The following is a 19,931-nucleotide window of genomic DNA, read 5'->3' as shown; positions in this document are numbered from 1 at the left end:
GCGCTCGCGAGCGCCGTCCACACCATCACCGTAAATCCCTGGGCAATCATTATGCGGCGCGGCGCGAAGCCTTGGCGCGCCTGGATATCTCGAAGCTGCGTCCCGAAACGGACCCCCGGAGTGGCTGAAGCGGGTGGGGTTCGGACACTACCTCCCACCGCTGTGCGGGGGAGGTAGAGCGGAACGTCAACAATCGGTCGAAGGCCGAACCCGCCGGCCTACTGCGGGGTCACCTTGGTCGTCGTCGTGACCTGATCCGTGGGCGCGGCAACCGGGCCGGTCGTCCGACGCTTCACCTTGCTGTGCACGGTGGAATGGCCGCTGGCCGGATGCTGGGTGGTGACAGTGGTCTCGACCTGCGGCCCAGCAGGTGGCGTCTGGGCGGCCAGCACAGCGGCATTGCGGGCGGCCGCCGCGTCGGCCGCGGACGCCGCCGCGGATTTCTGGGCGGTTTCGGCGCGCGCGTTGGCTTCGGCCGCCTGCTGCTGGGCGGTGGCGGCCTGGTCGTGCGCGGCGTCGAGCTGGTTGCGGGCCGTTTCAGCCGTCGCCCGCTGGGCTTCACGCGCTGAGGCGACTGCGTCGTTCTTGTGGCGCTGAGCGATGCCGATCGCGGTGTCGGCAAGCGCCGAAGCCCGGATCGCGTCACGGATCGCCGGCTCCCGATCGCCGGACTTGAAATCCTCCTTGGCGGTGGCGAGCGCCGCGCGCGCATCTGCCGTGTCGCGCGGCGCCTCGGTGGCGGCTCCCAGGGACTCGGCGGTCTGCAATTTGGCCTCGGCGGCGGCGATGGCTTCACGCGCGCGGTCCGACTTGTTGGCCGCAGACGCAGGCGCCGCGATGGCGAGCGTCATTGCGCTCGTAGCGAGGAGCGAAGCGAGCATGGTTTTACGAAACATGGTGTTCTCCTGCCTATGGCAAAGGGCGTTGCCATTGCGGCTGACTGGCCATTGGCGTTGGGCGGTAACGGCTGACGGCCGGATATGTTTCATCCCGTCAGGCGCCGGGCTCAGTCACGGCCGCCCCAAGCGCGTCGCCTCCGGCCGGACGCCGACCTCGGCTCTCGCGCCAACGGCGGACCGCCGCCCGGGCCCCTCTCACACCTCGCGCAGCTCCCGCCGGCAGCGCTTCCAGTTCTGCACATAGTGCGCGGCCCCGCCGGCCATCACGGCGGCCTGTTCGGGGCTGATCTCGCGGACCACCTTGCCGGGCGCGCCCATCACCAGGGAATTGTCGGGGATCACCTTGCCCTCGGTGATCAGGCAGTTGGCGCCGATCAGGCAGTTCTTCCCGATCACCGCCCCGTTGAGGATGATCGAGCCGATCCCCACCAGCGAATTGTCGCCGACAGTGCAGCCGTGCAGCATCACCAGGTGGCCCACCGTCACATTGGCTCCCAGCACCAGCGGCGAGCCCACATCGGTGTTGCGCCGGCAGCGGACATGACTGGTCCAGCCGAAAGCGGGCATTTGAGCTCTACACTCGGCGGCCCCTCCCGACCAAAAGTGGAGGAGAACTCCGTCGTATGAGACGGTCAGAGCGATCCAAGACGATACCGTGCTTGCAAGCACGAGGGTCCGCAGGAGATAGATTGCTCGGGGGCGCATGAGCCAGCTGCTGATCAACGAGTATCTGAACGACCTCGCCACGCTGAAGCGCGTCTCAGGCGCGCAGCGCGAGTCGGTCGTCCGTGAAGCGTTCAAGGATTTGCTGAAGAAGTGGGGGCGATCCCAGAGCCTGATCTTCATCCCTGAGCACGAGTTCATCACGACCGCCAAGGTCCGCAACTACGTCGATGGCGCGCTGATGCACGACCTGAGGGTGCCCTTCGGCTACTGGGAGGCCAAGGACGCCGACGACGACCTTGACGTGGAAATCGCCAAGAAGCTGCGACGCGGCTACCCAACCACCAACATCATCTTCGAGGACTCGGTCCACGCCGTCCTGATTCAGAACGGCGCCGAGGTCATCCGCTGCAAAACCGACGACGGCGCGGCGCTCCAGAACCTGCTGGAGCTGTTCTTCGGCTGGCAACGGCCCGAGATCGCCGAATTCAGGAAGGCCATCGTCCAGTTCAAGGCCGATCTGCCGGCCGTCCTGGTCGCCCTGCGTGAACGGATCGACGACGCGCAGCGTTCGAACCCCACCTATCAGATCGCCGCCGAGGCTTTCCTGAAACAGGCCAAGTCTTCGATCAATCCTTCGGTCACCGCCGAGGATGTGCGAGAAATGCTCATCCAGCACATCCTGACCGAGGACATCTTCGCCCGCGTCTTCGGCAACGACGATTTCCATCGCGAGAACAACGTCGCCCAGGCGTTGCACCAGTTGGACGCCACCTTCTGGCGCGGCGACGTCAAGCGCCAGACCCTGGCGGCGCTGGAGCCCTACTACGCCGCCATCCGCGCCACCGCCGCGCTGATCAGCTCGCATTCGGAAAAGCAGGGCTTCCTCAAGGCGATCTACGAGAACTTCTACAAGGTCTATAACCCCAAGGCCGCCGACAAGCTGGGCGTGGTCTACACGCCCAACGAGATCGTCCGCTTCATGATCGAGAGCGCCGACTGGCTCTGCGAGAAGCATTTCAAGAAGTCGCTGATCGACCGGGACGTCAACATTCTCGACCCGGCCACCGGCACCGGCACCTTCATTGTCGAACTGATTGAGCACTTTCGCGGGCAGCCGGAAAAGCTGGTCTACAAGTATCTCAGCGAGCTCTACGCCAACGAAGTGGCGATCCTGCCCTACTACGTCGCCAATCTGAACATCGAAGCGACCTATGCCGCCATCGTCGGCAAGTACGAGGAGTTCCCCGGGCTCTGCTTCGTGGACACGCTGGATAATGTGGCTGCGCTCGGCATCTATTCCGCCCATCAGCCTGACATGTTCGCCACCATTTCTGACGAAAACTCCGAGCGGGTGAAGCGCCAGAACAGCCGCAAGATCAGCGTGGTGATTGGCAATCCGCCCTACAATGCTTGGCAGGAAAACTACAACCAGAACAACGCCAATCGCGCCTATCAGCGTGTCGATGAAAGGATCGCCGCCACCTACATCAAGGAAGGCACAGCCCAAAATAAGAACAGCGTCTACGACATGTACACCCGCTTCGTCCGCTGGGCGTCGGACCGGGTGAAGGACGAGGGCGTCATCGCCTTCATCATTGGGCGAAAGCCCTTCGCCAAGGCGGCCTACGACGGATTCCGCAAGGTGATCGCCCGCGAGTTCGCGGAGATCTGGGTCTTCGACCTGGGCGGCGACGTGCGGGACAATCCCAAGCTTTCGGGAACCAAGCACAATGTCTTCGGCATCCAGACCGGCGTGGCCATGGTCTTCCTGGTCAAGAAGAAGGGCCACAAGGGCGGGGCTGTGATCCGCTACGCGCGTCGCCCCGAGATGGAGACAGCGGAGGAGAAGCTGTCGGCGATCTCGTCCATCGGGGGCTTGAGCAAGCTGGCTGTGGAGACGATCCAGCCGGATCGCAAGAATGACTGGCTCGATCGATCCGACAATGACTGGGACAAGTTGATCCCGCTGGTTGACCCGAGAATTTCGGCAACACGAACCACCAGTCAGCACAGAGCGCTGTTTCGGCTAATGTCCAACGGCTTGAAGACGCAGCGAGATGAGTGGGTCTACGACTCAAGTCGAGAGGCGCTGACCGCAAAGGTCCAACACCTCGTGGACATCTACGAAATGGTCCGGCGCGACCCCAAGGCGGAAGAGCGTGCAACGATCAAGTGGGACGCCGAACTTGATCGCTATCGCCAGAGAAGTGTTGCTAAAAAATTCGAGGAAACCCGCGTCCTCTCAGCGGCATATCGACCGTTTGTCCGGCGTTGGGTCTACTTCGATCAACATTTCAACGGCCGCACCTACCAACTGCCCTCGATGTTTCGCGGCGAGTCAAATCCGACGCTCGTCTTTACCGATCCATTTGCACAGAAGCCTTGGATGGCGCTGTCGGTTGATGGTGTCCCAGACTTGCATCTCGTGGGTGCAGCAGCGGCGGCGATCTGCACGTCTCGCTTTCGATACTCAAAGGAAGGTGCCCGCCTCGACAACATGACCGACTGGGCACTGAAGCAGTTCACTGATCGGTATGGGAAGGCGGCCTTGATCACCAAGGACGACATCTTCGCCTACGTCTACGCCGTGCTGCACGATCCCGTGTATCGAGAGACCTACGCCCTTAACCTGAAGCGCGAGTTCCCGCGCATACCGCTCTATCCGGACTTCAAGCGCTGGCGCGACTGGGGCCAGCGACTGCTCGATATGCACATCGGCTATGAGACGGTCGAACCCTTCGCTCTGACCCGCACCGATACGCCCGACCCGAAGCGGGCCGAGGACACGACGCCGGCGGTCAAGCTGAAGTCCGCTCCAGACGAGGGCGTGGTTGTGCTGGACGCCGATACCCAGCTGTCCGGCATCCCGACCGAGGCTTGGCGCTACCGCCTCGGCAACCGCTCGGCGATTGACTGGGTGCTGGACCAGCACAAGGAAAAGACCCCCAAGGACCCGACCATCCGCGAGAAGTTCAACACCTACCGCTTCGCCGCCTACAAGGAAAAGGTCGTGGACCTGCTGGCGCGCGTCGTCACCGTCAGCCTCAAAACCGTCGCCGTCACCGACGCCATGGCGGCGATGCCGGTCGCTTCGCGGGCAGCGCCATAACGGCGTTCTTTTCCGCGACGCAGGGCGACAACGGCCCAGCTCAAACCTCCACCAACTCCCGCCGGCACCGCTTCCAGTTCTCCACATAATGCGCCGCGCCGCCCGCCATCACGGCGGCCTGCTGCGGCGAAATCTCGCGGACCACCTTGCCCGGCGCGCCCATCACCAGGGAGTTGTCGGGGATTTCCTTGCCCTCGGTGATCAGGCAGTTGGCGCCGATCAGGCAGTTCTTCCCGATCACCGCCCCGTTGAGGATGATCGAACCGATCCCCACCAGGGAATTGTCGCCGATGGCGCAGCCGTGCAGCATCACCAGGTGGCCCACCGTCACATTGGCTCCCAGCACCAGCGGCGAGCCCACATCGGTGTGCAGCACCGATCCGTCCTGGACGTTGGAATTCTCGCCGATGATGATCGGATCGTTGTCGCCGCGCAGGGTCGCCCCCCACCAGACCGACGCGTTCTTCTTGAGAATCACTCGGCCTATCACGGATGCGGTGGGCGCAATCCAGTATTCGTCGTCGTTCGGCAATTCCGGCGCCACGTCGCCCAAGTTATAGACACTCATCCGCACACCTCGTTTCTTACGATCATCGGCCGATTTAACACTTCGGAAACCACGTTAAGGTCATACTAGCGATGCGATTCGACAGGGCGATACCCCTTCCCGAAATCCGCTGCGGGGCCGACCCTCGGCTTCGTGTCTCGCGCTGGGCGGAGTTGATGGCGCTGAGTGTGTTGTCCCCTCGGATCCTCGGATCCGGACCGGCATCCCGGGGCGATCCCCCGGGCGGGCGATCGCACTTCGCACGCCGACGGCTTCCGACCCTCGTAGCTGACCAAGGGCGCTCCATCGCGGAGACGCCCTTTTTTCTTGTCCCTCAAATTCTCGGCGTAATGGAGGCTTTTGATGACCAAGCGAGCCCTGAAGCGGCAGTTGCGTGAAGGCGCGTTCGACGGCGGCCAGTTCGAGGGGCGCCAGTTCGAGGGGGACGATAAGATCCGCAGGCTGCCGCTCGACCGCGGCTGGTCGCCGCTGACCCACCACAACTCCAACGAGGACCGCGAGCAGGGCTATCTGAAGACCATCAAGGCCAAGTCCCCCGGCCAACAGGCGCTGATCGACGCCATCGACGCCAAGAACCTGGTGATGGCGCTGGGCCCGGCCGGCACCGGCAAGACCTATCTGGCCATCGCCAAGGCGGTCGAGGCGCTGGAGTCCGGCAGCGTCGGGCGGATCGTCCTGTCGCGCCCCGCCGTCGAAGCCGGCGAGAGCATCGGCTACCTGCCCGGCGACGCCGAGGACAAGCTGGCTCCCTATCTGCGCCCGCTCTACGACGCGCTCTCGGACCGGCTGTCGATGAAGCGGGTCAGGGCGCTGATGGCCGAGGGCGCCATCGAGATCGCGCCGGTGGGCTTCATGCGCGGGCGCACGCTGAACAACGCCTTCGTGGTCATCGACGAGGCGCAGAACTGCACCTACGTGCAGCTGAAGATGCTGCTGACCCGGCTGGGCTGGCACTCCACCATGGTGGTCACCGGCGACCCGGACCAGTCGGACCTGCTGCCGGAATTCTCCGGGCTGGCCCCGGTTTCGGCCAAGCTGGAAGCCGTCGCCAACATCGCCGTCGTCCGCCTCGCCGACCGCGACATCGTGCGCCACCCCCTGGTCGCGGAGATGCTGGGGGTTCTCTGACCCTTCAAGACCGACATCGTCATCCGAAGACCGGATGGCGATGTCGAGCGGGTTGCCCTCGCCGTCCTGCGGAGATAGATAGTTAGACAATCTAACTATCTGGCGACTTCGATGTCCATCTCCACGGTCGAATCCGACACCGTCTCCGCCCTGGCCGAGGCCCTGCGCGGCCCGCTCCTTCGCGTCTCACGAAGGCTCCGCCAGGAAGCGCAGAAGGTCGGGCTCTCGGCGCAGGACGCGCTGATCCTGGGCTACCTCCGCAAACACCCCGGCGTCGGCGTCAGCGAACTGGCCGAGTTCGACCAGATCTCGCGGCCGACCATGTCCAGCCACGTCAAGCGCCTGGAGGCCGCCGGCTGGCTGCGCCGGACCAGCGACCCGCGGGACGGTCGCCGCCAGGGTCTCATCGTCACCCCCGCCGGCCTGCGCAAGCACGAGGCGATCCAGCGCCACCGCAACGACTGGCTGGCCGCGCGCCTGGTGCGTCTGTCGCCCGGCGAGCGCGAACGGCTGGCCCAAGCCGCCGGCCCGCTGCTCAAGCTCATCGGTCTCGACGCATGATCGGGGCCCAGGAGACGCCCGCGCCGGCCGACGCCAGGCTCAGAGGCTGGGTGATCCCGGCGATCATCGGCTCGGCGCTGCTGATGCAGACGCTGAACGCCACCTCGATCAACAATGCGCTGCCGGCCATGGCCCGCGCCCTGCACGTCGAGCCGCTGCGGCTCAACATCGCCATCACCATGTACCTGCTGGCCTCGGCGGTATTCCTGCCGATCTCCGGCTGGATGGCCGACCGCTTCGGCGCCAAGCGGATCCTGATGATCGCGATGGTCGCCTACGCCCTGTCCTCGGCGCTGTGCGGCTTTGCCGACAGCCTGCCTCAGCTGGTCGCCGCCCGGTTGTTCCAGGGCTGCGCCGGGGCGATGATGGGGCCGGTCGGGCGCCTGGTGCTGCTGCGCACCACGCCCAAGAGCGAACTGGTCGGGGCGATGTCGGTGGTGACCATGCCGGCGCTGCTGGGTCCGGTGATCGGCCCGGTGCTGGGCGGGGCCATCGTCACGTTCGTCTCCTGGCGCTGGATCTTCTTCCTCAACCTGCCGATCGCGGTGGCGGGCGTGTTGCTGGTCCGCGCCTTTGTCCCCAACGTGAAGGAACAGCAGGTCTCGCCGATCGACTGGCTGGGCATCTTCCTCACCGGCTTTGGCCTGGCCGGCCTGATCTTCGGCTTTGAAACCCTGGGCCGCGACGTCCTGCCGCCGGTCGCCGTGGCCGGCCTGTTCGCCGCCGGCCTCGCCGGCCTGGGCCTCTATTGGGGCCATGCGCTCAACAATCCGCACGCCATCATCGACCTGCGAATCTTCCGAATCCCCACCTTCCAGGCCTCGGTGCTGGGCGGCGCCTTTTTCCGCCTGGTGCCGGGCGCGACGCCGTTCCTGCTGGCCATGCTGCTGCAGGTCGGCTTTGGCATGAGCGCGTTTGCCGCCGGCCTGATGACCTTCATCTCCGCGGTCGGCGCCCTGGTGATGAAGACCACCGCCCCGCCGATCCTGCGCCGGTTCGGCTTTCGGCGCGTGCTGCTGGTCAACGGCGTGATCTGCGCGGCCACCTTCATGGTCTACGCGCTGTTCAGGATCGACACCCCGCACTGGCTGATCATGGTGGCGCTGGCGGTCGGCGGCTTCTTCCGATCCCTGCAGTTCACCAGCCTGAACGGCATGGCCTACGCCGACCTCGACCAGTCGCAGATGAGCCGCGGGACCACCACCGCGTCCATGGCCCAGCAGTTTGTCCAGTCGGTCAGCATCGGCCTGGCCGCCACCCTGCTGCATTTCCTGATGCGCCTGCGCGGCGAAACCCACCTGACCGGCGCCACCGTCGCGCCGGCCTTCGCCGTCATCGGCGCGGTGACGCTGATCTCGATGTTCTGGTTCGCCCGCCTGCCCGCCAACGCCGGCGACGAGATGAACGGCAGATAGAGGTCAACCCTCGACTTCGGTTCGCGGCCGGTCCGCGCCGTCGGACAGTTCCTCGTGGACCATGCCTTGGGCGTCTTCATAGACGATGCCGTGGGTGTCGCCGGAAACCCGCTGCTCGCCGGCGGCGCGGCGGGCCGCGGCCAGCGCCGCGTCGTGGCTGGGAAAGGTCTCGGACAGCGAACCGTCCACCGCATAGGCCCAGCCCCCGTCATGCTCGACGATCTTGTAGGTGACGTGGCTCATCTGAAATCTCCGCTGACGGCAGCGCCCTACATGGGCGGTCCGCCGGCGCGCGACAATCGTCGGGGGCTAGATCCTGGCCAGAGTGCTTGCTTCGGCATGCCGGCGCCGGCGCAGGCCCGCGCCCAGACCGGCGAACCCCAGCAGCATCAGCGCCCAGGCGCCCGGCTCCGGCACGCCGCCGAACGGCGGCGGCGGCAAGGGGTCGTTGCCGGCGCCGAAGGTCAGGTCGTCGAACACGAAATGACCGGGCAGGCCACTGAACACGATCGACCGGGCGCCGGTCACCGACCCCAGCCCGCCTGGCCCGAACCGGCAGAGCGGCGCGTTGTAGGCGGCACATCCCGGCGCGGTGTTGAACAGCGGCAGCGCCGCGGTCAGCGCCGTGCCCGCGCCGTTCAGGCCATCGAAGGCCTGGATGGCGGCCACCGAGCCGATCACCTGATAGCGGAAGGCGATCGCCCCGGTATAGGCCGAGGTGAAGTTCAGATAGGTCGACGTTCCGCTGTCGAGGCCAAGCGCGCCTTGGGACGAGGTGGCCGAGAGGCCGCCGGTCGAGGCATTGGAACAGGATCCGCCAAGCGCGTTCAGGCATACCGCCACGGCGTTGGCCGCGAAGCTGATCCCGAAGTTCGTCCCCGTGGTCGCCTGGCTCGACGTCCCGCCGCTATAGAAATTGAGGATCCGGGCGTAGCTGGTCGAGGGATAGGCGGCGTTCACCCGCTCGAAGCCCAGCACCATGACCGTCGCCCCGGCGGCGCAGGGTGTTAGCACCAGAGCCGCCGCAAAGCCGGCGAAAGTCAGTGTTCGGCGCATGCTCGATCCCCCCGAGCAGCCATTTCTGGGCCGATCCCGCGCGAAAGCAACGCCTCTCCCCTGACGGGCGAACGGCGTTCTAGTGTCCCGATCCCGAAGTTCGCGGGCGCTTGAGGCGGGCGCGGTCGAACTTCGGGATCGACGAGGACACTAGCAAGTGTTTGTTTTCTAGTGTGCTTCTTGGATCTGAAGTTCGCTCAGAGCCTGATCCCTCAAGAAGGCGAACTTCAGATCCAGCACACTAGGGTGCGCAGCCTACTCCGCCGCCAGCGCGACCCGCCGCTCGGTGAGTGCGATCTTCACCGCCAGCTCCGCCTTGGCCTGCTCGTACTCCGCCGAAAGCCGCGCCACCAACTCGCCGGCCGTCAGCACGTCCTTGACCGCGCCGATCCCCTGGCCGCAGCCCCAGATGTCGCGCCAGGCCTTGGCTTTGGAGTTGCCGCCGGAGCCAAAATTCATCGCCGTGGCGTCGGAGGTGGGCAGGTTCGCGGGGTCCAGCCCGGCGGCGATGATCGACGGCGTCAGGTAGTTGCCGTGCACCCCGGTGAACAGGTTGGTGTAGGTGATATCCTCACCGGTCGAGGCGACGATCATCGCCTGATAGGCCGGATCGGCGTTGGCTTCCTGGGTGGCGACGAAGGCCGAGCCCACATAGGCCAGGTCCGCGCCCATCGCCTGGGCGCCCAGCACCGCGCGGCCGTGAGCGATGGAGCCCGACAGCGCGATCGGCCCGTCGAACCATTCCCGCAGACCCTGGATCAGGGCGAACGGCGACAGGTGTCCCGCATGGCCCCCGGCGCCGGCGGCGACCGGGATCAGGCCGTCGGCGCCTTTCTCGATGGCCTTGTGAGCGAACCGGTCGTTGATCACGTCGTGCAGCACGGTGCCGCCATAGGTATGCACCGCGGCGTTGACGTCCTCGCGGGCGCCCAGCGAAGTGATGATGATCGGCGTCTTCCACCTGGTGGTCGCCTCGACGTCGTGCTCCAGGCGGTCGCTGGACTTGTGGACGATGTGGTTCACCGCATAGGGCGCCGACGGCGCCTCGGGATGGTCGCGGTCCCAGGCCGCCAGCTCCTCGGTGATCCGGTGCAGCCATTCGTCCAGCATCGAGGCCGGCCGTGCGTTCAGCGCCGGGAAGGAACCGACGATGCCGGCCTTGCACTGGGCGATGACCAGATCCGGGTTGGAGACGATGAACAGCGGCGAGCCAATCACCGGCAGACGCAGGCGGTCACGCAGAACGGGCGGCAGGGCCATCAATGGACTCCTCAGAATGAATTTCTATTTACATCGTACGCAATAAAAGACGGGTTCGGCAAGGCCGGTGCGGATCAGACCGCCAAGACCCGCTCAATCAGCCAGAACGCCGCGAAGCCGCCAATGACATAGGCCGGCGCGACGCGGGCGAAAACCGTGGAGTCGAAGCTGAGGCGGCGGCGGATGGCTCGCAGGCCGGTGATCACCGCCAGCGCCGCGCCGATAAACATCAGCTGGCCGATTTCGACCCCGACGTTGAACAGCAATAGCGCGATCCGTTCCGCACCCGCGGGCAGACCCACCTCGGCCAGCGCTCCGGCGAAGGCCAGGCCGTGCAGCAGGCCGAAGGTGAAGGCGATGAGCCACGGCTGGCGGCGGGTCAGAGTTTCCGGCCGTCCGGGCGCCCGGACCAATTCGCAGGCCACGAAAATGATGCTCAGCGCCACCAGCGCCTCGATGATCACCGAGGGAAACCGCACGAAGCCCAGCGCCGCCAGCGCCAGCGTCAGGCTGTGGGCCAGAGTGAACGCCGAGACCGCTTTCACCAGCCGCCAGCCGGGGCCGATCAGCAACAACAGCCCCAGCACGAACATCAGGTGATCGGCGCCGGTCAGGATGTGGCCTATCCCCAGCGCCAGATAGGCCGGGATCCGCACGCCCTTTGGCGCGGCCAGCGCAAGTCGGCGACTGGGATCGCCCGGACGGATCACGTCGTTGATCGTCTTGCCGTCGGCCGTGGTCACCCGCATCAGCACGTCGGTGACCGTCTGTTGCAGGCCCTCGATGCGCACAATCTGGCCGTCCAGCGGGGGACCGCCGCGCACGCGCCAGGTGCGGGTCAGGAAGCCCGGCGCGCTGGTGGTGCTCGATGCCTCCCTGTCGATGACGCCCGAGGACAGGTGCGGGACCATGTGAAGGGTCATGTCGCCGACCATCGGCTGCTTCCAGACCACGTCGTAGCGCCCAGGACCCATCTCGGTGATCTGGATCAGCGCCGGGCGAATTTCATGCCCCGACGCGCCTCCGGGCGCCGTGGCGACGAATAGCAGGACGAGCCCCGCGACCAGCCCTGCCCATGGCGATGATCTCAAAGCCGCCCCCAGCCGCTTTCACCTAAGGTCAAGTTTTGACAGCCGGGAGCGAAGAGCACAATCATCACGCAACGGAACGTCGGCCGGTTGATCGTCGGCAAGAGCGATCCGCTGGGGGAGGCAAATACGATGGATCGGCAGCGCGGGCGGAGTCCGGCCATGGCCTTGGCGGCCGTGGTCATTCTAGGTGGCCTGGGCTTCGCGGGTCAGGCGCCCGGCGAACCTCCCGCGCCCGTCGCGCCGGCGGCGCGCGCCAAGGCCGCGACGACGCCCGCCGCGCACCTGCCCGGCTACAACGCCAATCGCAACGCCTACTTCGGCGACCTGCACGTCCACACCGGGCTGTCGTTCGACGCCTATATCTTCAACGTCCGCGCCACCCCCGACGACGCCTACAGCTTCGCCAAGGGCGGCGCCATCGGACATGCCTCGGGGTTCAATATCCGCCGCGCCGGAGGCCCGCTGGACTTCACCGCGGTGACCGACCACTCCGAATACATGGGCGCCATGCGCGAGGCCAACGATCCGAAGAGCCCGCTCTCCAGGGAACCGCTCGTCCAGGGTCTGTTCAGCCCTGACCCGAAGGCCATCGGCGCGGCCTTCAACAAGATCGTCGCGCTCAGCCATGCCGGGACCATGCCCAAGGCGTTCAGCGCGCCCGACATCGCCGGCCGGGCCTGGACGGAGGTGCAGGCCGCCGCCGCTCGTCACAACGATCCAGGCCGCTTCACCACCTTGGTGGGCTACGAATACACCTCCGCGCCGGACGGCCGGAACCTGCACCGCAACGTCATCTTCCGGACCAGCAAGGTCCCGGTGCTGCCCTACACCGCGCGCGGCGCGCCGGGCGCCGACAACCCGGAGACCCTGTGGCGCACCATGGACGCCTAGCGGGCCAAGGGCATCGACGTGTTGTCGATCCCCCACAATTCCAATGGCAGCGACGGACTGATGTTCGAGCCGACCAGGCGTGACGGCTCGCCGATGGACAGGGCCTATGCCGAACTGCGCATGCGCAACGAGCCGCTGGTCGAAATCACCCAGATCAAGGGAACGTCGGAGGTCCACCCCTCGCTGTCGCCCAACGACGAGTGGGCGAATTTCGAGATCATGGAGCGCTATATCGGCGGCTCCCAATCGGTGACCAAGTTCCACGGCAGCTACGTCCGCGAGGCGCTGAAGGATGGGATCCTGATGCGTGAGAAGGTTGGCTTCAACCCCTTCAAGATGGGCTTCATCGGCTCCAGCGACACCCACAACGCAGCACCCGGTTCGGTGGAGGAACGCAACTATTTCTCCAAGGTCGGCCGCTCCGACGGCCTGCCAGAACAGCGCGGATCGACCCCGCCGAAGGGCGCCAAGACCTGGCCCGATGACACCCCGGACTCGGCTCACGCGCTCACGCCCTATCAAGCCTGGGGCGCGTCCGGTCTGGCCGGCGTCTGGGCCGAGGAAAACTCCCGCGAGGCGATCTTCGCGGCGCTGCGCCGCAAGGAGACCTTCGCCACGTCGGGTCCGCGCATCCGGGTGCGGTTCTTCGCCAGCTATGACTATCCCGACGACCTCGCCCATCGCACCGATCTGGTGCACGAAGCCTATGCCAAGGGCGTCCCCATGGGCGGCGATCTGGCGCCTTCGAAAGGCCCTTCTTCCAAGGGCAGGGCGCCGAAGTTCCTGATTTGGGGGGTGCGCGACCCGAACTCCGGCTATCTGCAGCGCGCCCAGGTGGTGAAGGGCTGGGTCGAGAACGGCGCGGCCAGGGAACAGGTGTTCGACGTCGCCTGTTCCGACAAGCTGGCGCTCAACAGGACCACCTGGCGCTGCCCGGACAATGGGGCCGGGGTCAACATGGCCACGTGCGAGCCGGACCGCTTCAAGGGCGACGTGGAACTACGCACCCTGTGGACGGACCCGACCTTCAAGCCGGGCCAGCGGGCGTTCTATTACCTGCGCGTCCTGGAAAATCCGTCCTGCCGCTGGTCGACCTGGGATGCCTTGCGCAACGGCACGCCGCCCAACCCGACGCTCGCCAAGACCATCGTGGAGCGGGCCTGGTCCTCGCCGATCTGGTATGAGCCCAGGGCCTGAGACGCCGCCCGCAGGTGGGGGGTCAGGCGGCGCGATGAGCGTCCTGCGCCGGATCGCGCGCGAGCCTCTGGTCCACTTCCTGCTGATCGGCGCCCTGCTGTTTGGCGGTCTGACGGCGGTCAAGTCCCTGCGCCGGCCCGTGGTGCGCCTCGACGCCCAGGACCTCAATCAGCTCGGCGCCTACTGGGAGGCGCAGATGCAGCGGCCGCCCAGCAAGGCCGAACTCGCGGGAATCATAGGCGAGCGCATCGACGAGGAACTGCTGGCCCGCGAGGCGCTGAGGCTGGGCCTCGACAAGGGCGACATGATCGTCCGCCGGCGGCTGGCGCAGAAGATGGCCTTCGCCACCGACGACGTGGCCCAGAGCGCTGAGCCAAGCGAGGCGACCCTGCGCGCCGACTTCGCCCGGACCGCGGACCGCTACGCCGCCGCCGGCCGGGTCAGTTTCCAGCAGGTGTTCTTCTCCGGCGATCGGCCGCACGGCGGCGCGGCTAAGGCTGCCGGCCAGGCGCTGGAACGCGCCGAGGAAGGCGGTCGAGCCGACCCCACCGGCGACCCGTTCCTGTTCCCCCTGGCCTACGACGACGCCAGCCTGCAGGATCTGCTGCGCGACTACGGCGCGGCCTTCGTCAAGACGCTGGAGACCGCGCCGGTCGGAACCTGGCAGGGGCCGGTGCTGTCGCCCTACGGCTGGCACATCGTCAAGGTCACCGCCCGTCGCAAGGCTGCCGCCACGGCCTTCGAGGCCGTCCGCGACCAGGTGCGCGACGCCTGGCTCGCCGAGCGCCGCGGCGCGGCCAACGCCGCCTTCCTCCACAGCCTGCGAAAACGCTACCGCGTGGTGGTGGCCGGCGTGCCCGAGGATTGAGACGGCTGCAAGGTCACCTAGCGTGATCTTGACGCCAGCCATGATGCGGGACCATTTCCCGCCATGGCCGACGCCCCTGCCCCCGCCCCTGCTCTCGCTGGCGACTTCGCGCCCGCCACCACGGCCGACTGGCGCGCCCTGGTCGACAAAACGCTCGGCGAGTCACCCTACGCGACGATCGAGACGGCCACGGTCGAGGGCCTGCGCATCGCGCCCCTCTACGCCCCGGCGGACCAGTCCAGCGCTCCGGCCCGCGCGGTCCCCGGCGACCGCGCCGGGGAGGTCGCCACGCTCACCGCCCATCCCGACCCGGACCGGGCCAACGCCGAGATCCTGACCGACCTGCGGGGCGGGGCGGCGTCAACGATCCTGCGCATCGATCCGACCGGCCAGGCCGGGGTCGCCATCGGATCGGCCGCCGACCTTGCCCGGGCGCTGGACGGCGTGATCCTGGAGTTCGCCCCGGTGGCCCTCGACGCCGGGTTCCTGGGTCCACAGGCCGCCGACTGGCTGGCCGCCACGGCCAAGGCGTCCCCTGGAGCCCTGCTTCGCTTCCATCTTGACCCGTTCGGCGCCTGGGCCACCCGCGGCGCCAGCCCCGGCCCGATCGAGGCGCATCTGGTGGCCTGCGCCGGCGCTGCCGCGCGGCTGGCCGACACCTACCCTCGCGCCCAGCTGTTCCTCGCCTCCGGCCGAGTGGCGCACGAAGCCGGGGGCGGCGAGGCGCTTGAGATCGCCTTCGCGACAGCGGCCGCCATCGCCTACGCCAAGGCGTTGGTGAGCGCCGGCCTGCCGATGAAAAAAGCCTTTGCCAGCGTCACCCTGGGGCTCAGCGCCGACGCCGACTATTTCCTGACCATCGCCAAGCTGCGGGCCGCCCGCGCCGTCTGGGCTCGCGTCGCCACCGCCTGTGGCGCCGATCCCGTCGCCCGCATCGAGGCCCGCTCGTCGCGGCGCATGCTGACCGCCAGGGACGCCTGGACCAACATGATCCGGCTCACCGCCGCCGCCTTCGGCGCGGCTGTCGGAGGCGCCGACACTCTGGTCCTTGGCAATTTCACCGATGCGCTGGGCCTGCCGACCGAGTTCGCGCGGCGGCAGAGCCGCAACGCCCAGCTGGTGCTGATGGAGGAAGCCCACATCGGCCGCGTCGCCGACCCCGCGGCCGGCTCGGGCTATGTCGAGGCGATGACCGACCAGATCGCGCGCGCCGCCTGGGCGCAGTTCCAGACTATCGAGGCCGCCGGCGGCATCATCGCCGCCCTGACATCTGGCCACGTCGCCCGCGCGGTCGCGACCGCCAACGCCGCCCGCCCGGAACCGCGGATCATCGGCGTCACCGCCTTCCCGCCCGACAAGACGCAGCCGGTCGAGGTGGAGATCGGCGCCGCCAAAGCCGTTGCGGCCCCCTCGCCTCGCCTGCCCGGCCCGGACAGCTCTTGCCCACCGCTGGCACCTATGCGGATCGCAGAGCCCTTCGAGGTGGCGGCGTGAGCGTTGCCCTGGCAAACGGGTCTTCGCCCGATACGGGGCAAGTGGCCCAAGACGCTCTTGCGTCGCGGGTCAATGGGGGAGGTCGCGCGGCCGAAAGCACTCCCCCCTTTGTCGGCCGGCTTCGCCATCGCCGACATTTCCCCCGTACCGGGGGAAGACAGGTCGGCGCATGAGCAAATTCCCGGACTTCGCGTCACTGCCCTACGCCGATCTGCCCGATCAGGCCCGCCCCACCGGCGAGCCATGGAACACGCCTGAAGGCATCGCGGTCCGACACGCCTATGGGCCTGCCGACACGGCCAGCCTCGACACGCTCGCAGGCTACCCGGGCCTGGCGCCGTTCCTGCGCGGCCCCTATCCGACCATGTACCTGACCAACCCGTGGACCATCCGCCAGTACGCGGGGTTTTCCACGGCCGAGGATTCCAACGCCTTCTATCGCCGTAACCTGGCGGCCGGTCAGATGGGCCTCTCCATCGCCTTCGACCTGGCCACCCACCGTGGCTATGACTCAGACCATCCCCGGGTAAAGGGCGACGTCGGCATGGCGGGCGTGGCCATTGATTCCATCCTCGACATGCGCACGCTGTTCGACGGCATCCCGCTCGACAGGATGAGCGTCTCGATGACCATGAACGGGGCGGTGCTGCCGATCCTCGCGCTCTACATCGTCGCCGGCGAAGAACAGGGCGTGCCGCACGCCAAGCTGGCAGGCACCATCCAGAACGACATCCTGAAGGAGTTCCTGACGCGGAACACCTACATCTATCCGCCCGGCCCCTCGATGCGGATCGTCTCGGACATCTTCGCCTATACGAGCCGGGAGATGCCGCGCTTCAACTCGATCTCGATCAGCGGCTATCACATGCAGGAGGCCGGGGCGACGCTCGACCTGGAGCTCGCCTACACCCTGGCCGACGGCGTCGAATACGTCCGGGCGGGCGTCGCGGCCGGGTTGCCGGTCGACAGCTTCGCGCCGCGCCTGTCGTTCTTCTGGAACGCCGGCATGAACGCCTTCATGGAGATCGCCAAGCAGCGGGCCGCGCGCCTGCTCTGGGCGCGGCTGATCAAGGCCGAGTTCGCTCCGAAAGACGCCCGCAGCCTGAACCTGCGCGCCCATACCCAGACCTCAGGCTGGAGCCTCGCGGCCCACGACGTGTTCAACAATGTCGCCCGCACCACCGTCGAGGCGATGGCGGCGGTCGGCGGTCAGACCCAGAGCCTGCACACCAACTCGCTGGACGAAGCCCTTGCTTTGCCGACGGACTTCTCCGCCCGCATCAGCCGCAACACCCAGCTGTTCCTGCAGGCCGAGAGCGGCCAGTGCCGGGTCATCGACCCCTGGGGCGGCAGCTATTACATCGAGCGCCTGACCGCCGACCTCGCCGCGCGCGCCCTGACCCACATCGCCGAGGTCGACGCGCTGGGCGGCATGGCCAAGGCCATCGAGGAGGGCCTGCCCAAGCGCCGCATCGAGGAGGCTTCCGCCCGCACTCAGGCGCGCATCGACGCGGGCCTGCAGACGGTGGTCGGGGTCAACCGCTACCGCCCCGAGCGCGCCGCCGAGATCCCGATGCTGAAGGTCGACAACACCGCGGTGCGCGAGCAACAGCTGGCCAAGCTCGCCCGCCTGAAGGCCGAACGCGACCCGGCCGCCGCCGGTGCGGCGCTCGAGGCCCTGACCGCCGGCGCGGCGGGGCATGGCAACCTCTTGGAACTGTCGGTCAGCGCCGCGCGCGCCAAGGCCACGGTCGGCGAGATCTCCGACGCGCTGGAGCGGGTGTTCGGGCGGCACCAAGCCCACGCCAACGCGGTCTCCGGCATCTATCTGCGCGAAAGCGGCGTCACAGACCAGGCGCGCCGGGCGCAGGACATGGCGGCGGCGTTCGCCCATGCCGATGGCCGAAAACCGCGCATCCTGGTCGCCAAGATGGGTCAGGATGGCCACGATCGGGGCCAGAAGGTGATCGCCTCCGGGTTCGCCGACCTGGGCTTCGACGTTCAAATTGGCGATCTGTTCCAGACCCCGGCCGAAACCGCCGCCCAGGCCGTCGCCGACGGCGTCCATGTGGTCGGCGCAAGCTCGCTGGCCGCCGGGCACATGACGCTCGTGCCCGACCTCAAGGCGGAACTGAAGAACCTGGGACGCGCCGACATCATGGTGGTGGTGGGCGGGGTCATCCCGCCCGAGGACTTCGCCGCTCTCCGAGACATGGGCGTCGCGGCCATCTTCACGCCCGGAACCACCGTCCCCGACGCGGCGATCTCGGTGATCGAACGGCTCAACGCACTGCTCGGCTACGCCCAGGATCAGGCGCCGGAATAGGCGCGGCCACCTTTGCTCGCCTGACCCGGATCGACACCGGCTTTCCGCCATGCCTAGCTGGGCCCGAACTTTCGGGGGCCGCACTTGACCACATCCGACGCCGCGCTGGAGCGCGCCACGCTTCGTGCGATCTCCTGGCGGCTGCTGCCGCTGATCGGCCTGGGCTACCTGGTCTCGTTCATGGATCGGGTGAACATCAGCTTCGCCGCGCCGCAGATGAACGCCGAGCTGGGCTTCACCGCCTCGGTCTACGGCTTTGGCGGGGGCCTGTTCTTCATCAGCTACGCGCTGCTGGAGGTGCCCTCGAACCTGGCGCTGATGCGCGTGGGCGCGCCCCGGTGGCTGGCGCGGATCATGATCACCTGGGGCGTCATCGCCATGGCTACGGTGCTGATCCGCACGCCCTGGCAGTTCTATGCGATGCGTTTCGCCCTCGGCGCGGCGGAGGCGGGGTTCTTTCCGGGGGTCATCTACTATCTTGGCCAGTGGTTCCCTCAGGCCTATCGGGGGCGCGCGATCTCACGCTTCTACGTCGCCGGCCCCCTGGCCTCCCTGGTCATGGGGTCAATAGCCGGCGCGCTGCTAAGCCTGGATGGCCGGCTGGGGCTCCTGGGCTGGCAATGGCTGTTGCTGATCGAAGGCGCGCCGGCATTGCTGCTCAGCCTCTTCTTCCTGCGCCTGCCACGGCGCCCGGCCGAGGCGACCTGGCTTTCGCCGGACCAGCGTAACTGGCTTGAGGCCCGTCTCGCGGCCGATGCGCTGGCCACCGGCGCGCCCGACCACGGCCTGCTGCGCGCGGTCCTGCGTCCGCAGGTCCTGGCGATCACCGCCGCCAATTTCCTGTTGCTGGGCTCGTTCTACGCCTTCACCCTGTCGGCTCCCACGATCCTGCGAGCGGCCACGGGGCTCAGCCCGGCCCAGGTCGGCTATGTCGTCGCCTTCGCCGGGCTGATCGGGGCCGTCGGGATGATCTTCAGCGGGTGGAACTCCGACCGCACGCGCGAGCGCTACCTGCACACCGTCGTCACGCTGACGATCACCGCGGCGGCCTTCGCGGTGATGGCGGCCGTCCAGGCGCCCGGCATCATCATCGCCGCCTATCTGGTGGCGCTCAGCGCCTACTATACGGTCGGCGCGACCAACTGGCTGATCCCGGGCGAGATCGTCCACCCCCGCGCGCTGGGCGTCACCGTCGCCGCCATCAACGGCGTGTCCCAACTGGGCTCGTTTCTGTTCCCCTGGCTCTGGGGTCTGGCGAAAGACGCGACCGGCGGTTTTCGCCTGGGCCAGTCGCTGCTGCCCTTCAGCTTCCTGGGCGCCGCGGCGATCTATCTGGCCCTGCGCCAGGTCCGGCGCGGGAAGATCGTCTGACCCCACGCCGCGCGGCCGAGCCGGAGCGCGA

Annotated in this window: 15 protein-coding genes and 1 pseudogene; 9 read left to right on the top strand and 7 right to left on the bottom strand. The window is 67.5% G+C overall.

Annotation, left to right across the window (positions count from 1 at the left end; translation table 11 throughout):
- Window positions 1-218: 218 nt before the first annotated feature.
- Both RMN86_RS11170 and RMN86_RS11165 read right to left on the bottom strand, forming a co-directional pair.
- Complete coding sequence (locus RMN86_RS11170) at window positions 219-989, bottom strand: hypothetical protein (protein WP_309605921.1); 771 nt, start codon at window positions 987-989, stop codon at window positions 219-221.
- Window positions 990-1,094: 105 nt separating this feature from the next.
- Complete coding sequence (locus tag RMN86_RS11165) at window positions 1,095-1,604, bottom strand: gamma carbonic anhydrase family protein (RefSeq protein WP_309605920.1); 510 nt, start codon at window positions 1,602-1,604, stop codon at window positions 1,095-1,097.
- Between RMN86_RS11165 and RMN86_RS11160 the strand changes: the two genes are divergently transcribed.
- Window positions 1,603-4,674: a type ISP restriction/modification enzyme gene (locus RMN86_RS11160; RefSeq protein ID WP_309605919.1), complete on the top strand. Its 3,072-nt coding sequence runs from the start codon at window positions 1,603-1,605 to the stop codon at window positions 4,672-4,674. The genes RMN86_RS11165 and RMN86_RS11160 overlap by 2 nt on opposite strands.
- A gap of 40 nt (window positions 4,675-4,714) precedes the next feature.
- Here RMN86_RS11160 and RMN86_RS11155 read toward each other — a convergent pair whose 3' ends face one another.
- A complete protein-coding gene (locus RMN86_RS11155) occupies window positions 4,715-5,242 on the bottom strand; it encodes a gamma carbonic anhydrase family protein (RefSeq protein WP_309605918.1) in 528 nt (175 codons plus the stop codon).
- A 342-nt stretch (window positions 5,243-5,584) separates the two neighbouring features.
- Between RMN86_RS11155 and RMN86_RS11150 the strand changes: the two genes are divergently transcribed.
- From RMN86_RS11150 to RMN86_RS11140, 3 genes are all read left to right on the top strand, one after another.
- Complete coding sequence (locus tag RMN86_RS11150) at window positions 5,585-6,370, top strand: PhoH family protein (protein WP_309605917.1); 786 nt, start codon at window positions 5,585-5,587, stop codon at window positions 6,368-6,370.
- Window positions 6,371-6,481: 111 nt separating this feature from the next.
- Window positions 6,482-6,931, top strand: a complete 450-nt coding sequence (locus RMN86_RS11145) for a MarR family transcriptional regulator (RefSeq protein ID WP_309605916.1) — start codon at window positions 6,482-6,484, stop codon at window positions 6,929-6,931.
- Entirely contained in the window at window positions 6,928-8,346 is a 1,419-nt protein-coding gene (locus tag RMN86_RS11140) for an MFS transporter (protein WP_309605915.1), read from the top strand. Before RMN86_RS11145 ends, RMN86_RS11140 begins: the two co-directional genes overlap by 4 nt.
- 3 nt (window positions 8,347-8,349) lie before the next feature.
- On the opposite strand, the gene RMN86_RS11135 is transcribed toward RMN86_RS11140, so the two are convergent.
- The 4 genes from RMN86_RS11135 to RMN86_RS11120 all read right to left on the bottom strand — a co-directional run bounded on the left by RMN86_RS11135 (window position 8,350) and on the right by RMN86_RS11120 (window position 11,753).
- On the bottom strand, window positions 8,350-8,589 hold the full coding sequence (locus RMN86_RS11135) for a DUF2188 domain-containing protein (protein WP_309605914.1): 240 nt from the start codon (window positions 8,587-8,589) through the stop codon (window positions 8,350-8,352).
- A 66-nt stretch (window positions 8,590-8,655) separates the two neighbouring features.
- The gene (locus RMN86_RS11130; RefSeq protein ID WP_309605913.1) at window positions 8,656-9,402 is read right to left on the bottom strand and encodes a PEP-CTERM sorting domain-containing protein; all 747 of its coding nucleotides are present in this window, start codon (window positions 9,400-9,402) and stop codon (window positions 8,656-8,658) included.
- 255 nt (window positions 9,403-9,657) lie between these two features.
- A complete protein-coding gene (locus tag RMN86_RS11125) occupies window positions 9,658-10,662 on the bottom strand; it encodes a nitronate monooxygenase family protein (RefSeq protein ID WP_309605912.1) in 1,005 nt (334 codons plus the stop codon).
- Window positions 10,663-10,736: 74 nt separating this feature from the next.
- Window positions 10,737-11,753, bottom strand: a complete 1,017-nt coding sequence (locus RMN86_RS11120; RefSeq protein WP_309605911.1) for a HupE/UreJ family protein — start codon at window positions 11,751-11,753, stop codon at window positions 10,737-10,739.
- A gap of 129 nt (window positions 11,754-11,882) precedes the next feature.
- Between RMN86_RS11120 and RMN86_RS11115 the strand changes: the two are divergent.
- The 5 genes and pseudogenes from RMN86_RS11115 (at window position 11,883) to RMN86_RS11095 (ending at window position 19,900) form a co-directional block, all read left to right on the top strand.
- A pseudogene (locus tag RMN86_RS11115) lies at window positions 11,883-13,841 on the top strand (DUF3604 domain-containing protein).
- A 34-nt stretch (window positions 13,842-13,875) separates the two neighbouring features.
- Entirely contained in the window at window positions 13,876-14,709 is an 834-nt protein-coding gene (locus RMN86_RS11110; RefSeq protein WP_309605910.1) for a peptidylprolyl isomerase, read from the top strand.
- A gap of 63 nt (window positions 14,710-14,772) precedes the next feature.
- Window positions 14,773-16,203 carry a methylmalonyl-CoA mutase family protein gene (locus RMN86_RS11105; protein ID WP_309605909.1) on the top strand — a complete coding sequence of 477 codons (1,431 nt, stop codon included), beginning with the start codon at window positions 14,773-14,775 and terminating at the stop codon, window positions 16,201-16,203.
- A gap of 169 nt (window positions 16,204-16,372) precedes the next feature.
- Entirely contained in the window at window positions 16,373-18,529 is a 2,157-nt protein-coding gene (gene scpA / locus RMN86_RS11100) for a methylmalonyl-CoA mutase (RefSeq protein ID WP_309605908.1), read from the top strand.
- Between the two features lie 84 nt (window positions 18,530-18,613).
- Window positions 18,614-19,900, top strand: coding sequence for an MFS transporter (locus RMN86_RS11095; protein WP_309605907.1), 1,287 nt, complete (start codon window positions 18,614-18,616; stop codon window positions 19,898-19,900).
- The last annotated feature ends 31 nt before the right edge of the window (window positions 19,901-19,931 follow it).

Source organism: Phenylobacterium sp. (assembly GCF_031360265.1).
GTDB lineage: Bacteria > Pseudomonadota > Alphaproteobacteria > Caulobacterales > Caulobacteraceae > Phenylobacterium.
This window is presented reverse-complemented; position numbering and strand designations above follow the sequence as displayed.

Bases quoted from the DNA above. Each gene is read 5' to 3' on its own strand.
- RMN86_RS11170 (WP_309605921.1), bottom strand. From the start codon at position 989: ATGAAACATATCCGGCCGTCAGCCGTTACCGCCCAACGCCAATGGCCA.
- RMN86_RS11160 (WP_309605919.1), top strand. From the start codon at position 1,603: ATGAGCCAGCTGCTGATCAACGAGTATCTGAACGACCTCGCCACGCTG.
- RMN86_RS11165 (WP_309605920.1), bottom strand. From the start codon at position 1,604: ATGCGCCCCCGAGCAATCTATCTCCTGCGGACCCTCGTGCTTGCAAGC.
- RMN86_RS11155 (WP_309605918.1), bottom strand. From the start codon at position 5,242: ATGAGTGTCTATAACTTGGGCGACGTGGCGCCGGAATTGCCGAACGAC.
- RMN86_RS11150 (WP_309605917.1), top strand. From the start codon at position 5,585: ATGACCAAGCGAGCCCTGAAGCGGCAGTTGCGTGAAGGCGCGTTCGAC.
- RMN86_RS11145 (WP_309605916.1), top strand. From the start codon at position 6,482: ATGTCCATCTCCACGGTCGAATCCGACACCGTCTCCGCCCTGGCCGAG.
- RMN86_RS11140 (WP_309605915.1), top strand. From the start codon at position 6,928: ATGATCGGGGCCCAGGAGACGCCCGCGCCGGCCGACGCCAGGCTCAGA.
- RMN86_RS11135 (WP_309605914.1), bottom strand. From the start codon at position 8,589: ATGAGCCACGTCACCTACAAGATCGTCGAGCATGACGGGGGCTGGGCC.
- RMN86_RS11130 (WP_309605913.1), bottom strand. From the start codon at position 9,402: ATGCGCCGAACACTGACTTTCGCCGGCTTTGCGGCGGCTCTGGTGCTA.
- RMN86_RS11125 (WP_309605912.1), bottom strand. From the start codon at position 10,662: ATGGCCCTGCCGCCCGTTCTGCGTGACCGCCTGCGTCTGCCGGTGATT.
- RMN86_RS11110 (WP_309605910.1), top strand. From the start codon at position 13,876: ATGAGCGTCCTGCGCCGGATCGCGCGCGAGCCTCTGGTCCACTTCCTG.
- RMN86_RS11105 (WP_309605909.1), top strand. From the start codon at position 14,773: ATGGCCGACGCCCCTGCCCCCGCCCCTGCTCTCGCTGGCGACTTCGCG.
- scpA (WP_309605908.1), top strand. From the start codon at position 16,373: ATGAGCAAATTCCCGGACTTCGCGTCACTGCCCTACGCCGATCTGCCC.